Source organism: Bernardetia sp. Wsw4-3y2 (assembly GCF_037126295.1).
Classification (GTDB): Bacteria; Bacteroidota; Bacteroidia; order Cytophagales; family Bernardetiaceae; genus Bernardetia.
This window is the reverse complement of sequence record NZ_CP147017.1, coordinates 3,400,446-3,424,889: the sequence shown is the minus strand read 5'-3', so window position 1 is coordinate 3,424,889 and position 24,444 is coordinate 3,400,446. Positions and strand designations below refer to the sequence as shown.

The window sequence follows — 24,444 nt, the reverse complement described above, 5'->3', positions numbered from 1 at the left end:
AATCAAACTTACTTAGTAGTAAGTAAAACATTTTTTCATATATTGCGTTAGTAAAATCAAAGTCAATCATTTTCTTTGGCAATAAGAATTTAGTAAATCACTAATTTTTACTTATTAATTAACTGATAATCAAACAATTAAACTCGTAATTTTTAATTAGCTTCGCTGCTTTAGCAGGTCGTAATTGTTTTTTATCTATTTCTACTATTTTTTATGTCAGACATTACCATTGCCTCTCACTCTTATTCTTTTGATTACTTGGATCATAAATTAGAAAAACTTGATACAAGAGAAAAAATAGTTTATTTGGGGGAAGCTCTTTTTCAACAGTTTGGTTATAATGGTTTTAGCTACAAACATATCTCTGAAAAATTGGGAATCAAAAATGCAGCTATTCATTATCACTTTCCGTCAAAAGAAGATTTAGGAGTTGCCATAATTACACATTCAAGAAATAGACTAGAACGTTGGAAAGAAAAAATGGACACCCTAGATATTTCTCCAACTGAAAAATTAGAACAATATATTGAGGGTATGTACGGTTGGCAAATAGAAAAAGGAAATCGTATTTGCTTAGTAGCAGCTACAGGCACAGATTTTTTTTCTATTCCTGAAAAAATGCAGCAACAAGCACAATCATTAGGTTATTTTATAAGAAAAATTTATACAGAAATCTTAGAAGAAGGGCTAGAAAAAGGCGAATTTCAATTTGTAGGAGAAACAAAGTACCAAGCATTGAATATTCTATTGACCCTTCAAGGCTCACTCATGATAGCACGATTACATGGAAAAGAAGTCTATCAAATAGCAAAACAGCAAATTTTGGCAAATCTTCTTACAAAAAAATAAATAGCTTTTCTTATTTATCAATTACAAAACTTTTATAATCACTTTATTTTGTCTTAGATTAAATTTTTACAAACAACTTACTTATTAGTAAGTATAAATCTCAACATCTATGAATATTATTTTGCAACAACTACTTAAGAAACCTTTTTTTGGTAATTTCTTTGTCAAAAACTGGAAAAATCCTTTATCAGAAACTCAGCAAAAACAATGGAAGGAAATTAGTTTTCTTAATCCAGATGGTTTTGTTTTAAAAGGTTTATTTGCTGACGCATTGACTCAGAATTCAAAAGCAAGTCTTTTACTTGTTCCTCCAATGCTTAAATCATCAAAAGGTTATTTTTTGAGCAATAATACAGCACAAAAATTAAGAGAAAATGGATATAATATTTTTATAATTGATTTAAATGGTTTTGGAGAAAGTCAGAATGGAAGTTTTGATTTTCCTGCTGATGTATTGGCAGCTTCACAAGTTTTAGAAGAACTTACACCTTCACTTCCTTTGGGTTATTTAGGTGTTTCACAAGGCGCAGCTTGGGGAATTTGTGCATTAGCAAATCCTACTCATAACTTTCAAACAGCTATTTTTGAAGCTCCTCTTACTTCTTTGCCAGAGTTTTGGAAACATTACCCTTCTTCTGCAAGAATATTAAAATTTATGCAAACTGTTGCCCCAAATTTTGAAAATAAAGTTCGCCCAATAGATAAAGTATCACAAATTAAACACTTAAAAAATATGCTTTTGATATATGGCGATGAAGATATTCATACACCAGTAGAAATGGGAGAACGTTTAAAAGCAAAATCAAATATAGAGACTGAACTTTTGGTATTTAAAAAAGCAGCTCATTTAGAACCTATCAAGAAAAATCCTGAACTCTATTTTGATACAATTATTTCTCATTTTGATTCAATCTTTAAGACTTCAACTTCTGAAAAAGCAGATTTAGAATTATTTTTTATAGACAAAGAACTTACTTATTAGTAAGTAACTCTAAACATAGGAATTAAAAAACTCCTTATCCAAAATAGAATTGAATAAGGAGTTTTGTTTTTTTGAAAATTAAATTTTGCTCAGGCTAAAGCATAAACTACATTTTATTTACCAAATTTATTTTTGAGTGCAGCCAACATATCAGCCATTGTTCCACCTGTTTCTTCTTGTGGTTTTTCTTTTGGCTTTTCCTGTCTTTTATTGAATGAATCAGCTTTTTTATAAGATGATTTTCTTACTGGACGTTCTGTACTTTTATTTTTTTCATTTTCTGATACTGAACTTCCTCTTGAGAATTTAGAATCATTTTTTCGGTCTGCACCAATTTTAGGATCTGTTTTTCTTTCTGATTTTCTTTCCGTTTTGGAGTCAGAACGAGAAGATTTAGCTTCGCCTCCAACTGGATTTGCTCCAAAAGGATCAGATTTTAGACTTAACGCAATTCTTTTTCTGCTTAAATCTATATCCATAACTGTAGCTTCTACTTTCTGATGGACTTTTACAGCTTCTGTTGGGTGTTTGATAAATTTATCTGAAAGCTGACTAATATGTGCCAGTCCGTCTTGATGAACTCCCACATCTATAAAAGCACCAAAATCTGTAATATTAGTTACAATGCCTGAAAGTTTCATTCCGACACGCAAATCTTCCATTTTTTCTACTCCTTCCACAAAAGAAAAGGCTTCAAACTGCTCACGAGGATCACGCCCTGGTTTGGCAAGTTCTGAAACAATATCTTCAAGCGTGGGAAGTCCGACTGTATCAGTAACATAATTTTTAAGATTGATTTGCTTACGAAGTTCTTCATTTTTGATAAGCTCTTCGACAGTTGTGTTCAAGTCTTTTGCCATTTTCTCCACAATTGGGTAGCTTTCTGGATGAACAGCACTTGCATCTAGTAAGTTTTTGGCATCACGAATACGAAGAAAACCTGCTGCTTGTTCGAAGGCTTTATCTCCCAAACGAGGCACTTTTTTGAGTTGCGCTCTACTTTTGAAAGCTCCATTTTCATTTCTGAATGTTACAATATTTTTTGCAAGAGAAGCTCCCAAACCAGAAACATAACTCAATAATTCTTTACTAGCTGTGTTTACTTCTACACCCACAGCATTTACACAACTCATAACTGTATCATCAAGGCTATTTTTGAGTTGTTTTTGGTCTACATCGTGCTGATACTGACCTACTCCAATAGATTTGGGATCAAGTTTTACCAATTCTGCCAACGGATCCATAAGTCTGCGACCAATAGAAACAGCACCACGAACTGTCAAGTCATAGTCTGCAAATTCTTCACGAGCAACTTCAGAAGCTGAATAAATTGATGCTCCACTTTCACTAACAACTACAATTTGAATCTTTTTAGGCAGATTTGGAATTGCTTTTATAAAACGTTCTGTTTCTCTACTTGCTGTTCCGTTTCCAATTGCAATAGCTTCTATATTATATTTTTCTGCTAAAGCTAAAATTATATTTCCTGCTTTTACAGTATCTTTTTGAGGTTCATTTGGATATATGGCATCATGATAAAGCAGTTTTCCTTGTTTGTCCAAGACAACTAATTTACAGCCTGTTCTAAAACCAGGGTCTAAAGCTAATGTATTTTTTTGTCCTAGAGGAGCAGATAATAAAAGCTGTCTAAGATTTTCTGCAAAAATAGTAATAGCTTCTTCGTCTGCTCTCTGTTTGGAAAGCATACGAATTTCTGTTTCCATAGATGGTTTCAAAAGACGTTTGTAAGCATCTTTTACAGCCATTTGTACTTGTTCAGAAGATTTTGTGTTACTATGAACAAAATTATCTTCCAATAAAGTAATTGCTCGGTCTTCATTGGGTTGTAAATCTAAGAGCAAAATACCTTCTTTTTCGGCTCTTCGAAGTGCCAAAACACGATGAGAAGGAGCTTCTATTAATGGCTCTTCCCACTCAAAATAATCTCTATATTTTTCACCTTCTTTTTCTTTTCCTGTAATTACTCTAGCCGAAATTTTGCCTTCTTTTTCAAAAACTTGGCGCATTTTTGCACGAGTTTCTGCGTGTTCATTGATGTGCTCAGCAATGATATCTCTTGCTCCTGCTAATGCTTCATCAAGTGTTTTTACACCTTTTTCTTCATCAATAAACTGTTTAGCAGTTCTTTCTAAATCCATTCTTCCTTGCTCCAAAATCTGTAAGGCTAAAGGCTCTAAACCTTTCTCCTTTGCCATAGAAGCACGAGTTTTACGTTTTGGTTTGTAAGGCAAATACAAATCCTCTAAAGCAGAAAGTGTTTGGACAGCATTTATTTTTTCTTCTAATTCAGGAGTGAGTTTTTCTTGTTCACTAATCGATTTCAAGATTGCTTCACGTCTTTTATCCAATTCACGAAGTTGTGAGAGTCTATCACGAATACTTGCTACCTGTACCTCATCAAGTGTACCTGTAACTTCTTTTCGATAGCGAGAAATAAAAGGAACAGTTGCTCCTTCATCTAAAAGTTGTGCAGTTGCTTCTACTTGTTTGACACGCACACCAAGTTCGGCAGCGATTTGAACGATATGTTGAGCATCTAAAAGAGCCTGATCCATAGTCTTATCTTATTCTTATCTTATATAAATCGAAAAAATGAAAATAGTTTGCTTATTATGTAAGCAAAAATAAGAAAAAATCATGAATTATTTTTATAAAAAAGTTCACATTATTTAAAACCACACCGTCTATATTTTTCATATTTTATTAAAATAGAATGATATTTTTAGGAATCTATGGTAGTATTATTTTTTGGATAAATTCTTTTAACTTGGTACGAGTTAAGTCCTACATATTGTTCATTTGTGAACACTAAACCATTCAGGAGATTTATGAAAAAACATACACCTTTTATTTTTGCTTTACTAATTTTGGTAAGCTGTAACTCTAAATCAGACAATAAACTAGAAAGTTTTGAAGTAGAAAGCAAAGAAAAACGTATCGAAATTTTATCAGAACAAATCAAAGAATACTCTAAAATTTTAGATACAGAGTATTCTCTTTTTAATACTAATGGTTTTGGAAATACAATCGTTTTCATTCCTGCTGCTTCCTATTCTGATTATAAAATGGCTTTAAAAGTAGATGCAACTAATGTTGATAAATGGCTTGTCGGAATGTATCAAGCAGAAAATGAGAATGCAGAAGATTCAGTTTGGATAAATTCTATTTTGGATAATTTAGATCGTACAAGAAAACAAAATTGGGTAGAAAACATGGAAAAAAGCAATCCCAAAAGATTCACTATATCAGCCACAAACGGACGAACTAAAGTGGCTATTGTTTATCAAAATGATACACTAAAAGATGCAATTATTTTTGAACGGATTATTCAAAATTGATAAAGATTTTTCATAACAAAAAAGTCATTTATTTTATATATTTTTGTCAAAACATAAAATTATCCCTCAATTTATAATTTTAAAAATATGGAAGCGATACAAACAGATAAAATAGAAGCTGAAATCAGAGAAAAACAAAAAACTGTTGATTACGATACAAAAGAATTTACTATCGAACTTCTATTGTCTAAATACACAAAAGATAAAGAAACAGACGAAAATGAAATATATGTTCCTTATTATCAACGTGCTTTTGTTTGGAATATCGAAAGACAATCTAAATTTATAGAATCTGTAATTTTAGGTTTGCCTATTCCTTATATATTTACAGCAGAAACAGAAGAGGGTAGATTAGAAATAGTGGATGGTTCACAAAGAATACGAACACTAGAAGCATTTGTAGAGAATAAGTTTAAACTTATCAAATTAGAAGTATTAGAAAGTATAAATGATTGTCGATTTGATGATTTACCTGTTGCTAGAAAACGTAAATTTCTTAATACAACATTACGAATGATTGTACTTTCAGAAAAAAGTAATGATGATGCTCGCTTTATGATGTTTGAAAGAATAAATACAGGAAGTGATTTATTGAAAGACATGGAAAAAAGGTTAGGAAGTTACCAAGGAGAATTTACAAAATTTGTAGTAGAATGTGCTAAAAATTCTTTATTCAAAGAATTAACAGGATTTACAAAAAAAGCAACTGATAGAAAAGAACCAGAAGAACTCATTTTAAGATTTTTTGCATATTCTGACGAATATTTAGAATTTAAAGGAAATGTCAATGATTTTCTAGACAACTACATGAAGCATAAAAATGATGATGGTTTTAGCAAAGAAGAATACACAGATAGATTGAACAAGGTTTTGGAATTTGTACAAAAATATTTTCCTAATGGATTGACTAAAAATGTAAATTCTAAAAAAACACCCCGTTTACGTTTTGAAGCCATAATGGTTGGAGTATATTTAGCTTTAGAAAAAAATCCTAATTTACATCCTCAAAATATGGATTGGTTAGAAAGCGATGAGTTTGAACAAGAAATAAAAGGACAAGCTAGTAATTCACCAAAACGTGTTATGAGTAGAATAGAATTTGTTAGAGATAGATTATTAAATAATTAAAACATGATTTTTTTAGCAGATTATACAAACAGAGTTCAAGAAATAAATGATTATTTTGATTTTATATTTGTCATTGATAAATCAAAAAATATAAACTTAGAAGATTCTATTTTTGAAGATGAGGAGAGATTAAATCAATTTAACCTTTCACATCTGAAAAACACTTCTAAATATCCTTTCTCAAGTGAGTTAAAGAAAACTTTAAAAGCAAATGCTTATTTGTTACTCTATAACTTAATAGAAGGTTCTGTAACAGCAGGAATTGATGCTATTTTTTTAGCGATAAATCAGTCTGACCTAAAGCTCAATAATTTAAAAAAAGAGATGAGAGAGTTATATTTACACTTTAATATGAAACCAGATAGTGAGAACCAACAACAAAGTTTAAGAATAAAAGATAGAACTCAGTTGATAAACAGATTTAACTCATTAATGGATAAAAAAGTAGAGTTTAAATCTAAAAATAAAAATAACGATATTAAAATAGGTTATCAAGCCTATTTAGAAAAAATGGGAGGAGAAATATCTGGAAATATAGATGCTAAAAAACTGGAAGAACTAGCCAAAAAATACGGATTCACTTTACCTACAACTACTATTGCTAATGAATTATTAATTATCAAAAACAAAAGAAATCAATTAGCACACGGAGAGATAACATTTTCAGAAGCTGGAAAAGATAAATCTATTGAAGAAATGATTGCTCTCAAAAATACAGTTACTCAATATTTCAATAGTTTAATGAATAATATCAAGAATTACATAGAAAACGAAGAATTTAAAGTGTAAACCTCAATTCAAAACTTCTCATCTTTATTTAGAATTATTCTAAAAAATGACAGAAGTCATTTTTTTTTATGCCTTCTGTGTCTTAATTTTGCACAAAATGAGATTGTCTATAATTAGTCTAAATAAATGAAACCTTTTTTTCAAGATTCGGTGTGTTGTGTTTGTAAAGATATTTTCACTTTTTGCTGTTGTTGCTTGATTTGCAGCTTTAGTTTTGCTCAAAATGCACAAAGTTTTGAAACTGTTGCTACAAAAACTCCTAAACTAGAAACTCAAATCCGAATAAAAGGCAATGTTTCAACATCTTCTTATTCTAGGAATGAGCCTCTCTTTGGCGCAACTATCGTAGTCCAAGAACTAAATAAATATGCTCAAAGTGATGAGAATGGAAATTTTTTAGTAGAATTTTTCACTCCTGTTTCTACTCAATCTACTTATACTTTGGTTGCTTATTTATATGGTTTCAAAACAGCTTCAAAAGAAATAGATATAAAAAATAATACTACATTAACCATAGATTTTAATTTAGAAGAATTACAAGACTCTTTAAAAACAATTGTAGTAGAAGGACAATCAGAGCTTACAAATTCCAACTTAATGGCTCGCCTAAATGCTGTCGATGGAATGGGAATTTATGAATCCAAAAAGAGTGAAGTAATCGTTTTAAGCAACACAACAGCAAATTTGGCATCCAACAATTCAAGACAAATTTATGCAAAAGTAGCAGGTCTGAATGTGTGGGAAAGTGATGGCGCAGGTATTCAATTAGGCATCGGAGCAAGAGGACTTTCGCCAAACAGAACAGCAAATTTTAATACTCGCCAAAATGGTTATGATATTTCGGCTGATGCCTTGGGTTATCCTGAAAGCTACTATACGCCACCTGTTGAGGCAGTTGAGCGCATTGAACTTGTGCGTGGTGCAGCTTCTTTGCAATACGGAACGCAGTTTGGAGGAATGTTGAATTTTGTAATGAAAGATGCACCAAAAGATGATAATTTTAAAGTCAATTTACGTCAAACCATCGGTTCTTTTGGTTTTACGAGTAGTTTTGTTGATGTTGGTGGAAATTTAGGAAAACAAAATCAAAATGCAAATTCAAAAGTAAGCTATTACGGATTTTATCAATACAAACGTGGTGACGGTTGGAGAGAAAATTCTGGTTTTGATGTCCATACAGGTTTTGCAAAACTGACATTTAGACCCACTTCAAAACTCAAAATTTCGGTAGAATATACGGGAATGAATTATTTAGCACAGCAAGCTGGAGGACTGACAGATGTTTTATTTGAGCAAAACCCACGTCAATCCATCCGAGATAGAAATTGGTTTGCTGTAAATTGGAATTTGGGAGCAGTAGTTCTAGATTATAAAATTTCTGATAAAACCAAAATCAATAGTCGTACTTTCGGACTTTTAGCAGGACGAAAAACAGTAGGAAATTTAGATAAAATATCTACCATTGACTTTGGGAAAAATAGAACCATGATTGATGGAGATTTCAAAAATTTTGGAAATGAAACTCGTCTTTTACATCGTTATTCTATCAATTTTTTAGGAGAGAAACTCAAAAAACAAACTCACGCTTTCATAACAGGTTTTAGGTATTATAATGGCTTCACAACGCAGCGACAAGGCGATGCTGATGCTACCAACAAACCTAACTTTACCTTCCTCAATTCTGAAAATTTAGAAAACTCTTCGTATGAATTTCCCAATCAAAATGCTTCTTTTTTTATAGAAAATGTATTTAATCTTTCTGATAAATGGAGTATTACCCCAGGGATTAGAGCTGAATATATCAAAACACAAGCTGACGGATTTTATAAAGAACGAGTTTTTGATTTTGCAGGAAACCTTATTTCTGAAACTAAAAATGAAGAGAGTTTGGAGCGTCCTAGAAGTTTCATTTTAGGGGGAATTGGAATTAGTTATAAACCGATTTTTAGAGAAAAATATAGCAAAAACGAATTAGAAATCTATGCAAATTTCTCACAAAATTACCGTTCGGTTACCTTTAGTGATTTGCGTATTCAGAATCCAAATTTGGTAATCAGTCCAGATATAAAAGATGAAAGTGGTTATAATGCAGATTTGGGTTTTAGAGGAAAAATAAATACACTTTTACAATTTGATGTAAGTCTTTTTTACTTGAATTATAATGACAGAATCAGCCAAGTAGAACGCAAAGGAGTTGCTCCAACGTATAATCCATATCGTTTTAGAGGGAATATTGCTCAAGCTAGAATTTATGGAATTGAATCTCTTTTAGAATTTAATATAGGAAAAATTAGTAATAATTGGATTGAGAGTATTTTACCAAAATCCTATTTAGGACTTTATTTGAATACGGCAATTTTAAAAAGTCGTTATGTAAAATCAGAAGAAACGGCTATTTTAGACAGACAAGTTGAACTTGTTCCTCCTGTTACATTGCGTACAGGTTTGCAGTTTGGTTATAAAGATTTCAAACTTTCCTATCAATATTCTTTTACAAAAGAACATTTTACAGATGCTACCAATGTTGTCCGAAGTGCAACGGCTGTTAGTGGAATTATTCCTTCTTATTATGTAATGGATTTGTCGATGAGTTATTCTTATAAGTGGCTAAAACTAGAAGGAAGTATAAATAATTTGACTAACAATTCGTATTTTACAAGACGTGCAGACGGTTATCCTGGACCAGGAATTATTCCTGCTGATGGAAGAGCCTTTTTCTTGACTTTGGGAGCTAGTTTTTAGGGGTTTGCATCACAGACTTCCCAGTCTATAGACTAATTGAATATATCGTTTTTCTACGAAACCACAATATCAAACTCAATATCATCCTTTACTAAAGGTTTAAAATAATGATTCATTCTTCCTACATGTGTGTCAATATCATATTCACCTCTAAGATTGCTTTTATTTACTCGTAATAATACTTTTTTGTCATCAGATGTATCTATTTGTATGGCTAATCCAAATAATTTTTCGAATTGTTGTGAATAGGATGTAATTGTTGAATATGCTTCTTGATTCTTGAATTGTTCCATTTCTTTTTGGGTTGATTTGTTGTAAGTTACAATTTTTCTTCTTCTTCAACATTCGTGATAAAAAAATGTTATTGTTTGCCAAAAAAAATCACAAACCAAACTAAATTGATTTGTGATTCTGAAGATTGTCAAGACACTTCAAAGTGTCAGACAATTAGAATATATTCTTATTTTTCTTAACGAAAAGAAATATTTTTCTTATTTTCGGTAGAATAATAAATAGCTACATTATTTCCTACATTAAGATTGTCATATTGACTTTTGGTAAGTTCTACACTTGTTGAAGTCAAATTATCTGTTCTTCCAATTTCTTTACCTGTGTTTTTGATTCCTTCTCCAATATCTTCCAAAACATCTTCTAAGTTTTGATTTGTTCCATTTGTATTTTTTTCTGAGCTATCTACTTCAGGAGAAGCAAAATAATATAAGACAGCAAAGTATTTCATTGTACTACCTACATTTTGTGTATATTTATTAGTAATACGAGCTTCTACAGGCACTTTATCATCAAAAATATCTGTTCCTTGTGAAACTGTTTTTTTAGCACAAGAAGAAAATAAAAGAGCGAAAGAGAATAAAAAAGCAAATAAAAATGCAGTTTTTCCTAATGATTTTTGAGTGAACATAATTCTATAAATTGAAGTTTAAAAAATAAAGTTTAAAAAAATAGATTTTTGAAAATCTGTACAATTAGAACACATTTACTTGATATATTGTTTGTGTGATTTTAATTCTTGAGTTCTATTGATTAAAATAAAGCAATTCGTTTTTCGACTTCTTTTCTCACAAATTCAAATAGTTTTCTTGGGTCTGTGGTTCGCCAGTTGTCTATTTCATCTAAAACTCCTCCCCAAATCAGATAAGAATCCAAATTATAGGTATTCATTTCTCTAAGTACAAACTCTCTAAAATTCAGTAGAACAATCCAACCATTTTCTACATCTTCAAACCATTCTTCATAATATTCATCATCTGAGCCATGAAAATTAAGGACATTTTCGCCTATCAAAATAAAATGAGTAATTCCTTCTCCAGTAAAGTAATCGATGACATTTCTTTTGAGATGCATAATATCGTTGTGTAGGGCATCATTCCATTCTCCCAAAAATTCTATAATGACAAACTTACGATGATAATCAGCCATCAAAACCTTTACATAAAGTGTTTCAGAGCCTATAAAATCCCAGTAAGGATGAATATAATATCCGTAAATTGTATTTGTATATTGATTAGTGTCGTACTCAGCTTCATAAAAAGGGGAACGCTCATCAGCATTCGAATCGTAACTAAACTCCCAACCAAAAAAAGGTTCTATATCATGCATAAAATTGTGTTTGAGTAGGCTTCTGATAGGATTTTGACTATAAAAACGTAAAATAGTCGTTTCTTGTTTAGATAAAATTAGATTTTAGACTAGATTTGAATTGTTTTTTCAGCTAAAAACTCAAGTTTGCACTACTTTATTTCTCACTTTAAAGGTAACCTACATGGAATTTCGTTTTGTTTATTTTATATTCTTGATTTTTCTATTTTCAAATTGTCAGAATAAAGAAAAAGATACTTTTTACACCACCCTCAAAGACGGACAAAAAATAGGCATTCGTTTGGTTGAACTTAATACTAAAAAAGAAAGCAAAAAACACAAACATAACTTTGTAATTCAAACTTTTTTGAAAGAAAATAATGAAATTATTTTAGATGAATGGAAATTACCTTATCCAGTTTACAACTTCAAAGTTGCTGATGCAGATAATGACGGACAAGATGATATTTGGGTAGGCGTAATTAAAGAAACTCGTTTTGATAAAAATCTAAAAAAACGACTTTTTTTATTCAAAATTATTGAGGGGAAAATACGTCCCTTATGGCTAGGTTCTCGTATGAGCAAACCTTTAGTAGATTTTGCGCCTGCTTATTTGATTGATTCTTTAGATAAAAATAACAAAAAATGTATTATCAGAACTATTGAAAAAGAAAAAAACGGAAAATTCTTAGTAGCTAATTATCAATGGCGAAAATTTGGAATAGAATTTATCAATTATGAAATCAGAGAAACAGATAGTTTGGCAGCAAAACTCTTTCTAAAAAAATAGTGAAAATAAAAAACCCTTATTTCTTGCTTTCAGAAGCAGAAAATAAGAGTTTAAAAAGTTTTGAAAAGAGGATTTTTACTTCATTTCATTTTCTTCCTCTTGATTGTCTTTATTTCTAAAATCATAGACTTTTTTAGCTCCATAAGCTGCGCCTGCTGCCAAAAGTAGTGAAAGACCTCCATCTATAGGTGCGCCTAATGCATTAGGTGGATCAATAGGAAAACCTCCACCTTGAGCAAACAAATAGTCTACAATAAAAAAGCCAATAAGGAGTAATACAATTTTTTTAAACATAATGAATACAATTTAAATGATGATGTTTTAGGTAAGATAAATAGCCGTAATAATACAATTAATACGGCTATTAGTATCAATAATAGTGCTTATTCTTTAACAATACGTACAGTAGTTGTTTTTTCAGAATCCGAAACTTGAAGTAAATACAAGCCAGAAGCCTGTTTTTCTAAATCAATTGTGCCTTCTAAAAATGCTCCTTCTTTAGATTGCTCGGCTTCAAAGATGATTCTGCCTGTGGCATCAAATAAACGAATGGTGTAATTTCCTTCTTTATTTGTTCTCAAGCTATATGAAAAACGATTTGGAGTTGGATTTGGATACACCATCAACTTTTCATTCTCAAAGAAATCTTGACTTGCTTCTGTTTTGAATAAAAGCACAAAACGTTTTACTTCATTTCCTTTTGTTGCTAAAAACTTATAATCGCCTTCTGCTTTTAAGTTATGTAACGAATCCGTCAAGGAATCATACAAATAAAGTTCGTGTTTTGAATGGAAATATTTCATACTGCGAAGCGTAATTTCATACTCTCCATCTGTCAGAATATTCATGGCTAAAGGTAAACTTTGGTCGGAATCAAAACGTCCTAATCCATTGATAGCAAAATATTCCGTTTCTGCTGTTTCTGTATTTTCATTGTATGAATAAAGGGTAGGACGGGCACTATTCATTTTGTGAAGTTTGGCTGCATCATATTTGCCATCAAAATTAGGAGTTGCCCCTGATTCAAAATAAATTGTGGTTTCATCTAAAGAAGTCCCTTTCTTGAGAGCAACTCTAATCAATCCTTCTTTTACGTTTTGGGTTTCTGTGGTTTTGTAAAAACGTGTGTCTGTTCCCAAACGAACTCCATTATTCATATTGACAGTTCCTCCACCTAGAGTTCTGACAAAGAAACCTTGCATAGAAGCAATTTCTTTTTTACCTCCATTGTTCGAAACCCCATTGACATATTCTGCAAAAATACCTTGATACTGATTAACTGGAATATCAATATAAACAGCATCTTCAACTCCTGTAGAAGCTAGCAAAACTAACTCCCAATCAATTGGAGAGGGATACGGATTTCCAACCAAATTATAACCTTCTTGGCTAAATCCTCCTCCACTATTTGTAACAACAATAGATTGACTTCCATTATTCAATGTTCCATTCAAATCTACGGTTACACCTGTGGAAATATTGGCTTGATAACCTCTAGTTACAGTCAAATTAGCTGTGGTAGGAACTTTGTAATTAGAAATAAATGGATTGAAATAAGCACTTGATGTTGCACCTGCATTACTTTCTTCATACTGGAAAAAAGTAGGGAAAGGACGAACAAAAGCAGGCTCTGGAGCTGTATTGTAAGCTGTCGTCAGAACTAGACTCATATCATCGCCAAACTGTGAAACCGTTGCATCTGAAAAAGGAGAACTAAATAAATGATATCCTCTTCCATCTGTGCCTCCTAAATCTGAAACAGCAGGTAAGTAGCGTTCCATAATGACAGTTCCTACAACTGTATTTGTAGGAGAATCATTGATTACTAAAGCCGTTTGAGTTGCAGAAGAAAGCAAGGCAAAATCAGTCGTTGAACCTGTGACTTCTACTTCGCCAGTAGATTCTAAATGTAAAACCTCTACAATACTCATATCACCTGTGATAGTCAGTTTATTTCCATTTTCTACAAGAATCTGATTGATGTTTACATTTTTATAATCTGTAAAATCAGAAGTAAAAGTGAGATTTTTATCTACGATTACATTTTCAGGATAATTTCTATTTCCTGTCGGTTTTATGGTATCATTTGCTATCGCTGCATCAACTGCTTGTTGGATAGTAGGGTAAAAAATACCTGTACGTACCAAAAGCACATCACCTCCAGAAGTATTACTTCCTTGTACTGCAAAATCATAAGCAGCTTCATCACAATCATTGTTATTTATTGTAATGGTTGCTGTTCTTGTTCCTGTTCCAGAAGGCGTAAAAGTAACATCAAAAGTAGCTGTTCCACCTGCGCCAACGGTTGCTGGAATACTACTTACTACAAAATCAGCTGTATTTGTTCCACTGGAGACAATAGAAGTAATAGTCAAAGTCTCTGTTCCAGTATTTTCAATCGTATAAGTAATGGTTCTTGATGTGGCTGTGTTTCCAAAATCTGTATCATCAGAAACATTGGGGGTTACATCGCCATCTACAATAGAAACTGCATTTCCTTGCACATCGATTTCTCTTGTGCTGTTTACAGTAACTGTTTGTGTTGCTGTTTGAGTATTTCCATTACCATCATCTGCTGTCCAAGTTACGGTTGTGTTTCCAATAGGGAAAGTAGCAGGAGCATCATTTGTGAAGGTAGGTGTTCCACAATTATCACTTCCTGTTGGTGTGCCTAAAGCAACTCCAGAAGCTGTACAAAGTCCTGTATCTGTGTTTACAGTCACATTTATTGGTGCTGTAACCGTTGGATTTGTAACATCATCAAGAATTACATTTTGGTCTGCTGTCGATGTATTTCCATTCCCATCATCAAATGTCCAAGTTACAACTGTTGTTCCTTGGGCTGTAATTGGAAATACTGTTCCTGTTGTTCCTGTAATTGTTCCAACACAGTTATCTGTTGTTGTGGGTGCAGTTGGAGTAGCCGAACATTCAGCAGTAACATCTGCTAATGTCGGCACTACTGGTGCTGTAACATCATCAAGAATTACATTTTGATCAGCTGTGACACTATTGCCATTACCATCATCAAATGTCCAAGTTACAACTGTTGTTCCTTGGGCTGTAATTGGAAATACTGTTCCTGTTGTTCCTGTAATTGTTCCTACACAGTTATCTGTAGTTGTGGGTGGAGTTGGAGTAGACGAACATTCAGCAGTAACATCTGCTAATGTCGGCACTACTGGTGCTGTAACATCATCAAGAATTACATTTTGATCAGCTGTGACACTATTGCCATTACCATCATCAAATGTCCAAGTTACAACCGTTGTTCCTTGTGCCGTGATTGGAAATACTGTTCCTGTTGTTCCTGTAATTGTTCCTACACAGTTATCTGTAGTTGTGGGTGGAGTTGGAGTAGACGAACATTCAGCAGTAACATCTGCTAATGTCGGCACTACTGGTGCTGTAACATCATCAAGAATTACATTTTGATCAGCTGTGACACTATTGCCATTACCATCATCAAATGTCCAAGTTACAACCGTTGTTCCTTGTGCCGTGATTGGAAATACTGTTCCTGTTGTTCCTGTAATTGTTCCAACACAGTTATCTGTAGTTGTGGGTGCAGTTGGAGTAGACGAACATTCAGCAGTAACATCTACTAATGTCGGCACTACTGGTGCTGTAACATCATCAAGAATTACATTTTGATCAGCTGTGACACTATTGCCATTACCATCGTTAAATGTCCAAGTTACAACCGTTGTTCCTTGGGTTGTAATTGGAAATACTGTTCCTGTTGTTCCTGTAACTGTTCCTGCACAATTATCTGTTGTTGTTGGTGCAGTTGGGGTTACACTACATTCAGCAGTAACATCTGCTAAAGTTGGAACTACAGGAGGTACATTATCTGCTGTTCCATTTCCATTGATAGCAAATGTATAAGGATTTTCATCTGCATCATCATTAGTTATTGTAACTAAAGCTACTCTATTTCCTATTGCAGAAGGATTGAAAGTAACTGTAAAAGTTTGTGTTCCTGTTGTAGCTGCTACTGTCGCAGGGAAAGCAGGAAGACCACTTAAAGTAAAATCAGCAGCATTTGCACCTGTAACTGTGATATTACTTACTGTTAGTGCTGCTCCTCCTGTATTTTGAATAGTATATGTCTTAGCAAGACTATTCGTTCCACATTCAGCTACATCTCCAAAATTAGTATCATTGGTTAGACTTGTAGTTCCTGTTCCACTTACGATATTATTGCCATTACCTTGAACATTGATTTCGGGTATTGCACTAGGAACGAAAGTAATAAGGAAGTTATCAACTGCGCCACCAGCAAAATTTATAGTAATGTCCGATTTGAATACTATTCTAAAAGCAACATCAAGAGTTCCTGCTAAACTAGAAACATCAAGCGATTTAGTAAAATAGTTTGCATTTGTAGCTGACATAAATGGAGTTCCTTGAGGACCAAATACTGTTGGGTCGGGACCAACTGCAATTACTGAATTATACCAAGCTGCTGTTGTTGTCGCAGTTCCTAGTTTTGTCCAAGATGTGCCTCTATCAGTAGAATATTCTACAATCATTCCATCATAACCTGTTTCATAAACATGTTTCGTTTGAAAAGATAAATTATATGTACCTGCTGCTGAGAAGTTAAAATTAGGTGCATAGAGGTTAGAGTGAGAATTATCTAAATAATTTCCTGTAAGACCTGTAACCCATGCATTTGCACCACTTGCTGTTCCATTCTTTCCTGCTGTAGCAGAGTTTCCACGTTCCCACATAGTTGCTCCTCCTATATTATCGGCTGCAAAGTCTAGTGGGTTAACATCAAAGTTTCCTCCATCAGTAATAGCATAAGGTACAGGTCGATCTGGTAAAACAGTTATAGTTTTGGTTGCTGTCAAGACACCACCTCCACCATTGATAGCAAGTGTAATCGTTTTTATACCTGGTGTAGTATAAGAAACTGTGTGAGGTCCAACAGTAGCTGCTGTAGCTGTACTTGCACCTGTACCAAAATTCCAGTCCCAAGAAGTAGCACCTGCAGAAGCATCCGTAAATATTACATTTTTATTCATGTAAACAATATCTTGACTTACAGCAAAATCAGCAGCAGCAGGAGAAAATACATTTGTTGTAAATACTCCTCTACCATGTGTTGCTACTGCAACTAGATTATCAGAACTGCGAATTTGGAGCATATCACAACGTGTATTGGCTAGTCCTGTACTTGATACCTCCCAAAAATCAGCAACAGTTCCAGCAGTAATATCATCTGTACTCCAAATACCTGTTTCTGTTGCAATTAGTACCTCATTCGTATTATTAGGATTAAACATTGCCCAACGTACTGGCATATCAGGTAAACCATGAGCGGTATCTTTGCTTGTCCAAGAAGTTCCTCCATTGTCTGTGTACCAAACACTTTGAACACCATAATTAGAGTAAGTAACAACCATTTGATTCTCATTTGTACCAAACTCAATAGAAGAAACTGAACCTTGTGCTTGCATAGTAGCATTTGACAATACTGTTCCTGCTTTATTTGCCCCTGCAGTATTGGCATTAGCAACTCGTACTACTTCGCCTGCATCTGTACCTACATAAAGTGTGGTAGAAGCTGCTGTAAAAGGAGAAGCCTTTAAGTGTGTAACATTTCCTGTCATACCACCTGTTACATTAAAGTTAGAACGAGTTCCACCAGGTACAGTCCATCTTGCAACATCACGATTTCCTTGGGATGAAGAATAGAGTAAATCTAAATCATCATGATAATCTGCTGGATTAATAAAATCTCCAGTACCATCTCTATCTGCATTTGCCCCTAAGTTTGAAAAACTAGTACCTCCATTAGTAGATACATAGAAAGAATTAAATACATACGAACTAATCTGAATATTTGGATTATCTTGGTCAATAAAACAGAATCCACCATCTCCTCCAGTTGGTTGTGTACTTCCACCTACTCCTGCCGAGGTAAGTTTACGTGTTCCGTTGTCTTGTGCTCCTGCTAATAAGTAATTAGAACCACTATTTGGGTTCATAGCAACAGAATAAAACTGAGTAACATTATACCCTGAATTTCTGTCAGCAAAATTAGGGGTAGCTGCTGCGATGTTTGCACTATAAGAAATCCCTCCATCACTACCTACAAGCATTTCATCAGAACTACCTGGTTTATAGGCAAAAGCATGAATATCTGCATGAACATAAGGTTTACAACCACCTGTCCAATAGGAGATAGAAGTCCAATTAGCTCCTCCATCTGTAGTACGATGCACATCAATACCACCAACTACAACATGAGCTGAATTAGTTGGGTTTACTTTTAAAATCAAATCGTACCAAGCTTGTCCACGAGTAAAGTCGATACCTGAAAGTCCACAAGGGTTTACTGCTGCTGCAGGTTGATTCAAATATTGAGGAATAGTTACATCTGTCCAAGAAGTACCTGCATTAATAGATTTTTTGAAGAATGCAATATTATCAGTGCTTGCATCATGTGCAACAGCATATAAAATATCGCTATTTGATGGTGCAGATGCTATTTCTATTCTTCGTGTGTTAGCAGAGATGCCAGCAGGTGTTACTTCTGTCCAAGCAACTCCATCACTTGCACTTGTAGATTTGTAGATAGAGCCTACAACTCCTCCAAACATTCCAGTAGTACCATAAATAGTACCATCGGCAGCTACTTCCAAATCAGCAGCACGAGTAGAAGTCTCAGGTAATGTTACTTTTGCCCAGTTAGCTCCTTCATCAGTAGAACGGAAAATTCCTCCACTGTTTGCATTATTAGAGTTGAATCCATCAGTACGACATGCTGCAAGCAATGTTCCTACAGAAGTTACTACAATTTTTTGTACGTATTGAAAGTCATCAGTTACTGTAGGTGAAGTATTGGCTAGTCTTGCCCAAGTAGTTCCTCCATCACTAGTTTTCCAAATACCTGCACCACGTTGCATTCCACCACCAAAAAACCCTTCTCCAGTAGAAACATACATGTTTTGTGTATTTGTTGGGTCATAAGCAATAGAAGAAATAGCTATATTTTCCCAAAAGTTATCAACAGCTACCCAAGTTGGACTAGCTACTGTAATATCATTGGTATACCAAAGTCCACCACCAACACCACCAGCCCAAACTTTTCTGCCAGTACCATCATTTGGGTCATACATAAGTGCACGAGTACGTCCACCTACATCATTAGGTCCACGTTCTACCCAATTTACTCCAGCAATAGCCCTTTGATTTTGAGTAAGAGCATTTAGACGTAAATCTGTAAGTTCATTTGCTTTTATGCGAGCATTTTCAGGAATATCTCCTGTATTTGGGTTTGCTGTACGCAGATAGTCTTGAAGCATTGCCCTATCAGGTTGATCTTGTTTAGGGAGCTTTTTTAATTCTTGTTTTGTCCAGCCTCTATATTTTTCATATAAGGCTTTGTAATAGGCATATTTTTCTTTGCCTTTTAGTTGTGAAGGATCTTTAATTTCTAAGTTTTCAGAAATAAGCTCCTTGTCTTTAGGAGTGTTCTCCCAAACTAAGTAACCAGTAGTGCTGATTAGAAGCAGTAAAACAAACCCAAATATATAATTGGAATAAGTGGAGAGTTTTTTCATTGATTTTATATTATATGGTAGTAGTGAAAGGAATAAGTAGAAATGAAGTTTTACTAAAAAAAGCCATACTTAAAATAAGATGACATACTATCAGCACGTAAATTAACTATTTTTTTTATAAAAAAAGCTATTTTATATTGGAAAATTAGCAAATATCAGGCTATTATTTTAACATTTAATATAAAAACGACTTTTTTTTAATTTTTAGTTTACACGTTGTTGTTTTCTCTCTAAAAAACAAAAGCAACCCTATTTACTAAGGTTGCTTTTATTTTAAAAAAAAGGTACTTTCTATTAACTCAATTTCTCAACAGCAGTTGAAATTCTTTCAATCGCTTTTTTAATAAGTTCTTCCGAAGTAGCAAAAGAAAGACGAATACAAGAAGGCGCACCAAAGGCATCTCCCATCACAACAGCTACATGAGCTGTTTCTAATAAAAACATAGAAAAATCTTCTGAATTAGCGATAGTTTTGCCTTCATATTTTTTACCATAAAAATCGCTTATATCAGGAAAAACATAAAATGCTCCTTGTGGTATATTGCATTTGAAACCTTCTACTTCATCTAAAAGAGACTTGATTAGTTTTCCTCTTTTTTCATAAGCAGTTTTCATTTCTCCTACTTCTTTTCGGCTTCCATTCAATGCAGCAACAGCAGCATATTGAGTGATTGAATTTGCACCCGAAGTAACTTGTCCTTGAATTTTATCACATGCTTTTGCAATTACAGCAGGACACGCAGCATAACCCAAACGCCAACCTGTCATAGCAAAACCTTTTGAAAGTCCATTTATAGTAACTACTCTATCTTTCAAAGACTCTACTCTTCCGATACTAAAATGAGGTTCGCCAAAATTAATATATTCATAAATTTCGTCTGCAATTACTGTAATTTGTGGATGTGGAGCGATTACTTCTGCAATTTCTCTCAATTCTTTTTCAGAAAAAACGCTTCCAGTAGGATTACAAGGCGAAGAAAAAATAACTGCTTTTGTTTTTGAAGTAATAGCAGCTTTTACATCTTGTGCCGTTGCTTTATAGTCATTTTCTAATTTTCCTTCTACAAAAACAGGTGTTCCTTGTGCTAATTGTACAATCCCAACATAAGAAACCCAGTATGGAGTAATAATAATTACCTCATCATCTTTATCAATGATAGAAAGCATTACATTTGCAATCGATTGTTTTGCACCTGTCGAAACTACAATTTGGTCAGCAGAATACGCTAACTGATTTTCTCTTTTTAACTTTTCAGCAATTGCTTGGCGAAGTGGTGCAATACCCGAAACAGGGGTGTAGTAAAAATGTCCGTCATCAATCGCTTTTTTGGCAGCTTCTTGAATGAAAAGAGGCGTTTTGAAATCAGGCTCTCCCAAATTCATATTGATAACATCAACTCCTTGTTCTTTGAGTTCACGGCTTTTACGAGCCATAGCAAGGGTTTGAGATTCTTCCATTTCGGAAATTCGACGAGCTAAAATATCGATATTCTGTGCAATAGTGGACATAAAAAGTGGGGTTAGTGTCGTTGGTGAGGACACCAACAACGGCAAATTTTGATAGAAAATTTTAATACAACAAAGCTAAAAAATTGTTTGGTAGGTAGCAATTTTTGTTTGAAGTTGTTTAAGAATGTTTTTTTCTAGTTCTGGCAAATATTAAAGTAAAGGCTAAATAGTGTAAACTTTGCCACGTATGAATTTTAGTTTCGTACCTCATAATTAAGGCTTTGAAAGCATCTAACCACACATTAGTTCTTTCAATAACGAATCTCAATTCATACATTTCTTCATCTTTAAATGGTTGATTATCAAGGTCTTTTTTATTTCTTTTATTAAAATCTATATTATCTACAATATCTAAATGATTACAAAAAGAACGAAAGGCTTGTGTATCAAAGGCTGCATCAGCATTGAGAAAAATTCCTCCTTCTCTAATTTGAGAAGCATTCAAATCATCTATCATAGATTGCATATTTTTTTCAAGTTCAAAAGCATCGTGATGATTGCCTGCTCTTGGAACAGACATCGCTACTGGAATACCATTTTTATCCGTTAGAAAAAGTGCATTGGTTGTTTTTCCTGCTTTTCTTTTGGAATATCCAATACCTTCTCCTCCTCGTTTAGCTGAAGTGTGGCTGCCGTCTAGCTGACAAATAGAAAAATCTAATTCTCCACGATAATCTTCTAAATACTTGATCCATAATTTCTTCCAACTTCCTAATTTTGACCATTTATTATAATGGTAATATACTGTATTCCAGCGAATTGATAAGTTTCCGAAAAATTGTTTCATAGGAAGTTCTCGCCATTGACTCCCTGATTTTAAGCGATACACAATGGCTTGGATAATACGCCAAAGAGCTACTTTTATACGACGACCTTTTGTAAATTGATGTAAATAAGGTAAAATATTTTCGGTTATAAATTTTTTTGATAAGTTTACGTACATAGAGGGAAAAATAGTTAGATTGAAAATGTGATGATTTACAAGTATAACTATTTTGACCTCTTTTTAAAAGAATAAATCACCATTCTTCTCACTCCATTGACAAAACTTTAATTTTCTGATTGAATTTAGTTTCTTTACTCATTGGATTATTGAGTATTTTTTTGATTTCTAGTAATCCATATCGGAAAAAAGAGTATTCATTATATCCATTTGAACAGACTCTTATTTTCGTTTTTTTATGTTTCCACTCCCCTACTTTGTAACACCAAACAAATGCAATAGAACAAAGAGCAAGTAATTTAGCTATTTTCTCTGGTTCTGTCAATTTTGTATTTTCTAGCTTAAAACCTTGTGTTTTTAGTGCTTTAAACAGCGTTTCTATTTCCCAACGTTGTTTATAAATTTCAAAAGCGTTTTCTAAAAAAACAGGTGAAGCTAGATAAATATATCCTTTTTGTGTTCTACTTACAGATAAATATACTTCTACACCATTGACTATAAAAACACCCTCTAAATGATACGTTTCTGAAATAGCCAGTCCTCTACACCAGGCTGCAATTGACTTTGTTTTACCTTTTCTAGTCGCTTTAAAATTAGACTTTAGTCGCATTACAAAATCAAAGTTTTTTCCTGATAAATAAGTAAACCATTTTTGACCTACAAACTCTCTATCTGCTACAATAGAAGAAATAGATAGGTTAGGAAAAATAGATAAAAAACGTTCTATTAATTCGATGCGTTCTTCAGTAGAAGAGTTTCCTTTTTTTGGAAAAACAGACCAAATAAGAGGCACTGAAACATTTTTATAAGCTGCTGAAAGTAACAAAATATTTATATTTTTTTTACCCACTTTCCAATTGGAACGGTCAAGACATAAAACAATATCCTTCCACTTATCAATACCTTGTAAAGAAACAATTAAAAGAGTAATTGCCTTAAAATCAAGGTTATAGTGATTTAAAAAGCGTTCAATACGACGTAAAGAGGAGCTGCACTCTACATTCCGTTCAAAAGCTGTAGCAATTTGAATCAATCCTCCTAAGCCTACTTTTATAACAGCTATTACAAAAAGACCTATAAATTGAACTCGTGCAAGATGAAACTCTGTTAAATGAGAAGATAAAACAGTAACTAATTTTGTAACTTTACCACTAGAAGCATACTTTGCTTTTGCCATAATTGAGAAAAATTTGTGAGAAAAATTTTGTAAGAAACTCAATTATGGCTTTTTTTTATCTCGTTTCAAAATCTTTTGTCAGAGGACTGAGACCATTCTTAAACAAGTTCTTTGTTAGATTTTTGTAGTTCTAAATTAAAATCAACTACAATCCCAATTAAAAATTACTTTTGAAAAATCTCTATTCACTAAATCCTCTTTTTTTATAAAAAAATTACCTATTCCAGCATCCCCCCAACAAATATCATCAAAATCTGCATCAGAATCTAGCTGAAAGAGAAGGTTATATTCCTTACCAAAATTCTCACTAAAACTTCTTGGGTCGTCTTGTGTAAAATTAGCATATCCACCAAGTTTGTGTCCTGCATTGTCAATATTTTCGTAATAAAAATCAGCTATTTCATCTTCTTTATCTTCAAAACGCTCAAAAAATCCATAAAAGGAATCTTCAAAATACTTTTCAAATTCGTAACTTGATGCTGAAACATATTCACTAGAATTCTTAAAGTACATTTTGAGAGTATTTTTATGTAAAAGAGGAGTCAAATCTTCTACTCTTTCTTTATCCAAAAAGTCAAAATTTGTTTCTACCTCTCCCCCTACAGAATCGTGAAATAAAACTCTATATCCTTCTTGAATGGTATCAAAATCTAGGTCTGCTCCATAAAGGTCTTCAAAGCCAATGAAAAACTGTAGTATTCCACTCTCTGGATAAATGTCATTCTTTGGTAATTCTGCAAAATTGATTTGAGCTAAGAACTCTAAATATTTATCGTCTTTGTCTTTTGGATAAGAGAAACCTTTAGGTAAAAATGGATAACCTCCTATTTTGCTTTCTGTAAAAGTTGTGTCTTTTACTTTTTCAGTAGTTATCTTGACAAAATTTCTTTTTGAAGATTCTAATTGAGAGCGATAACTTTCTAGCTCTAGTGGTAATTTGGTCGTCATAATTGAACTTTGTCTTGTACAACAAGATTATATGAGTAATAAAATTTTGTAGTAA

The 24,444-nt window shown here is 33.1% G+C and carries 17 protein-coding genes; 7 read left to right on the top strand and 10 right to left on the bottom strand.

Annotated features, from left to right (window positions below):
* Window positions 1-213 precede the first annotated feature (213 nt).
* Both V9L05_RS13870 and V9L05_RS13865 read left to right on the top strand, forming a co-directional pair.
* Complete coding sequence (locus V9L05_RS13870; RefSeq protein WP_338792652.1) at window positions 214-849, top strand: TetR/AcrR family transcriptional regulator; 636 nt, start codon at window positions 214-216, stop codon at window positions 847-849.
* A 109-nt stretch (window positions 850-958) separates the two neighbouring features.
* A complete protein-coding gene (locus V9L05_RS13865; RefSeq protein WP_338792653.1) occupies window positions 959-1,831 on the top strand; it encodes an alpha/beta fold hydrolase in 873 nt (290 codons plus the stop codon).
* 113 nt (window positions 1,832-1,944) lie between these two features.
* On the opposite strand, the gene V9L05_RS13860 is transcribed toward V9L05_RS13865, so the two are convergent.
* Entirely contained in the window at window positions 1,945-4,407 is a 2,463-nt protein-coding gene (locus tag V9L05_RS13860) for a Tex family protein (RefSeq protein ID WP_338812494.1), read from the bottom strand.
* A 273-nt stretch (window positions 4,408-4,680) separates the two neighbouring features.
* Here V9L05_RS13860 and V9L05_RS13855 point away from each other — a divergent pair, with 273 nt between their 5' ends.
* The 4 genes from V9L05_RS13855 to V9L05_RS13840 all read left to right on the top strand — a co-directional run bounded on the left by V9L05_RS13855 (window position 4,681) and on the right by V9L05_RS13840 (window position 9,849).
* The gene (locus V9L05_RS13855; RefSeq protein ID WP_338812493.1) at window positions 4,681-5,190 is read left to right on the top strand and encodes a hypothetical protein; all 510 of its coding nucleotides are present in this window, start codon (window positions 4,681-4,683) and stop codon (window positions 5,188-5,190) included.
* Between the two features lie 87 nt (window positions 5,191-5,277).
* Window positions 5,278-6,318, top strand: coding sequence for a DUF262 domain-containing protein (locus V9L05_RS13850; RefSeq protein WP_338812492.1), 1,041 nt, complete (start codon window positions 5,278-5,280; stop codon window positions 6,316-6,318).
* Window positions 6,319-6,321: 3 nt separating this feature from the next.
* The gene (locus V9L05_RS13845) at window positions 6,322-7,107 is read left to right on the top strand and encodes an MAE_28990/MAE_18760 family HEPN-like nuclease (RefSeq protein WP_338812491.1); all 786 of its coding nucleotides are present in this window, start codon (window positions 6,322-6,324) and stop codon (window positions 7,105-7,107) included.
* Window positions 7,108-7,233: 126 nt separating this feature from the next.
* The gene (locus V9L05_RS13840; protein WP_338812490.1) at window positions 7,234-9,849 is read left to right on the top strand and encodes a TonB-dependent receptor; all 2,616 of its coding nucleotides are present in this window, start codon (window positions 7,234-7,236) and stop codon (window positions 9,847-9,849) included.
* 53 nt (window positions 9,850-9,902) lie between these two features.
* On the opposite strand, the gene V9L05_RS13835 is transcribed toward V9L05_RS13840, so the two are convergent.
* The 3 genes from V9L05_RS13835 to V9L05_RS13825 all read right to left on the bottom strand — a co-directional run bounded on the left by V9L05_RS13835 (window position 9,903) and on the right by V9L05_RS13825 (window position 11,466).
* Window positions 9,903-10,142: a hypothetical protein gene (locus V9L05_RS13835; protein WP_338812488.1), complete on the bottom strand. Its 240-nt coding sequence runs from the start codon at window positions 10,140-10,142 to the stop codon at window positions 9,903-9,905.
* A gap of 176 nt (window positions 10,143-10,318) precedes the next feature.
* On the bottom strand, window positions 10,319-10,768 hold the full coding sequence (locus V9L05_RS13830) for a hypothetical protein (RefSeq protein ID WP_338812487.1): 450 nt from the start codon (window positions 10,766-10,768) through the stop codon (window positions 10,319-10,321).
* 122 nt (window positions 10,769-10,890) lie between these two features.
* On the bottom strand, window positions 10,891-11,466 hold the full coding sequence (locus V9L05_RS13825; protein WP_338812485.1) for a hypothetical protein: 576 nt from the start codon (window positions 11,464-11,466) through the stop codon (window positions 10,891-10,893).
* 163 nt (window positions 11,467-11,629) lie between these two features.
* Here V9L05_RS13825 and V9L05_RS13820 point away from each other — a divergent pair, with 163 nt between their 5' ends.
* On the top strand, window positions 11,630-12,235 hold the full coding sequence (locus tag V9L05_RS13820) for a hypothetical protein (protein WP_338792664.1): 606 nt from the start codon (window positions 11,630-11,632) through the stop codon (window positions 12,233-12,235).
* 75 nt (window positions 12,236-12,310) lie between these two features.
* On the opposite strand, the gene V9L05_RS13815 is transcribed toward V9L05_RS13820, so the two are convergent.
* The 6 genes from V9L05_RS13815 to V9L05_RS13790 form a co-directional block, all read right to left on the bottom strand.
* Window positions 12,311-12,529, bottom strand: coding sequence for a hypothetical protein (locus V9L05_RS13815; RefSeq protein ID WP_338790439.1), 219 nt, complete (start codon window positions 12,527-12,529; stop codon window positions 12,311-12,313).
* An 89-nt stretch (window positions 12,530-12,618) separates the two neighbouring features.
* On the bottom strand, window positions 12,619-19,812 hold the full coding sequence (locus tag V9L05_RS13810; protein WP_338812484.1) for a choice-of-anchor D domain-containing protein: 7,194 nt from the start codon (window positions 19,810-19,812) through the stop codon (window positions 12,619-12,621).
* A gap of 294 nt (window positions 19,813-20,106) precedes the next feature.
* The gene (locus tag V9L05_RS13805; RefSeq protein ID WP_338812483.1) at window positions 20,107-21,321 is read right to left on the bottom strand and encodes a pyridoxal phosphate-dependent aminotransferase; all 1,215 of its coding nucleotides are present in this window, start codon (window positions 21,319-21,321) and stop codon (window positions 20,107-20,109) included.
* Window positions 21,322-21,439: 118 nt separating this feature from the next.
* Complete coding sequence (locus V9L05_RS13800; protein ID WP_338812482.1) at window positions 21,440-22,264, bottom strand: IS5 family transposase; 825 nt, start codon at window positions 22,262-22,264, stop codon at window positions 21,440-21,442.
* 88 nt (window positions 22,265-22,352) lie between these two features.
* Window positions 22,353-23,441, bottom strand: a complete 1,089-nt coding sequence (locus tag V9L05_RS13795; protein ID WP_338812481.1) for an IS4 family transposase — start codon at window positions 23,439-23,441, stop codon at window positions 22,353-22,355.
* A 141-nt stretch (window positions 23,442-23,582) separates the two neighbouring features.
* The gene (locus tag V9L05_RS13790; RefSeq protein WP_338812480.1) at window positions 23,583-24,389 is read right to left on the bottom strand and encodes a DUF1963 domain-containing protein; all 807 of its coding nucleotides are present in this window, start codon (window positions 24,387-24,389) and stop codon (window positions 23,583-23,585) included.
* Window positions 24,390-24,444: the final 55 nt, after the last annotated feature.

Coding starts and splice junctions, on each gene's coding strand:
- V9L05_RS13870 (WP_338792652.1), top strand. CDS start 214: ATGTCAGACATTACCATTGCCTCTCACTCTTATTCTTTTGATTACTTG.
- V9L05_RS13865 (WP_338792653.1), top strand. CDS start 959: ATGAATATTATTTTGCAACAACTACTTAAGAAACCTTTTTTTGGTAAT.
- V9L05_RS13860 (WP_338812494.1), bottom strand. CDS start 4,407: ATGGATCAGGCTCTTTTAGATGCTCAACATATCGTTCAAATCGCTGCC.
- V9L05_RS13855 (WP_338812493.1), top strand. CDS start 4,681: ATGAAAAAACATACACCTTTTATTTTTGCTTTACTAATTTTGGTAAGC.
- V9L05_RS13850 (WP_338812492.1), top strand. CDS start 5,278: ATGGAAGCGATACAAACAGATAAAATAGAAGCTGAAATCAGAGAAAAA.
- V9L05_RS13845 (WP_338812491.1), top strand. CDS start 6,322: ATGATTTTTTTAGCAGATTATACAAACAGAGTTCAAGAAATAAATGAT.
- V9L05_RS13840 (WP_338812490.1), top strand. CDS start 7,234: ATGAAACCTTTTTTTCAAGATTCGGTGTGTTGTGTTTGTAAAGATATT.
- V9L05_RS13835 (WP_338812488.1), bottom strand. CDS start 10,142: ATGGAACAATTCAAGAATCAAGAAGCATATTCAACAATTACATCCTAT.
- V9L05_RS13830 (WP_338812487.1), bottom strand. CDS start 10,768: ATGTTCACTCAAAAATCATTAGGAAAAACTGCATTTTTATTTGCTTTT.
- V9L05_RS13825 (WP_338812485.1), bottom strand. CDS start 11,466: ATGCATGATATAGAACCTTTTTTTGGTTGGGAGTTTAGTTACGATTCG.
- V9L05_RS13820 (WP_338792664.1), top strand. CDS start 11,630: ATGGAATTTCGTTTTGTTTATTTTATATTCTTGATTTTTCTATTTTCA.
- V9L05_RS13815 (WP_338790439.1), bottom strand. CDS start 12,529: ATGTTTAAAAAAATTGTATTACTCCTTATTGGCTTTTTTATTGTAGAC.
- V9L05_RS13810 (WP_338812484.1), bottom strand. CDS start 19,812: ATGAAAAAACTCTCCACTTATTCCAATTATATATTTGGGTTTGTTTTA.
- V9L05_RS13805 (WP_338812483.1), bottom strand. CDS start 21,321: ATGTCCACTATTGCACAGAATATCGATATTTTAGCTCGTCGAATTTCC.
- V9L05_RS13800 (WP_338812482.1), bottom strand. CDS start 22,264: ATGTACGTAAACTTATCAAAAAAATTTATAACCGAAAATATTTTACCT.
- V9L05_RS13795 (WP_338812481.1), bottom strand. CDS start 23,441: ATGGCAAAAGCAAAGTATGCTTCTAGTGGTAAAGTTACAAAATTAGTT.
- V9L05_RS13790 (WP_338812480.1), bottom strand. CDS start 24,389: ATGACGACCAAATTACCACTAGAGCTAGAAAGTTATCGCTCTCAATTA.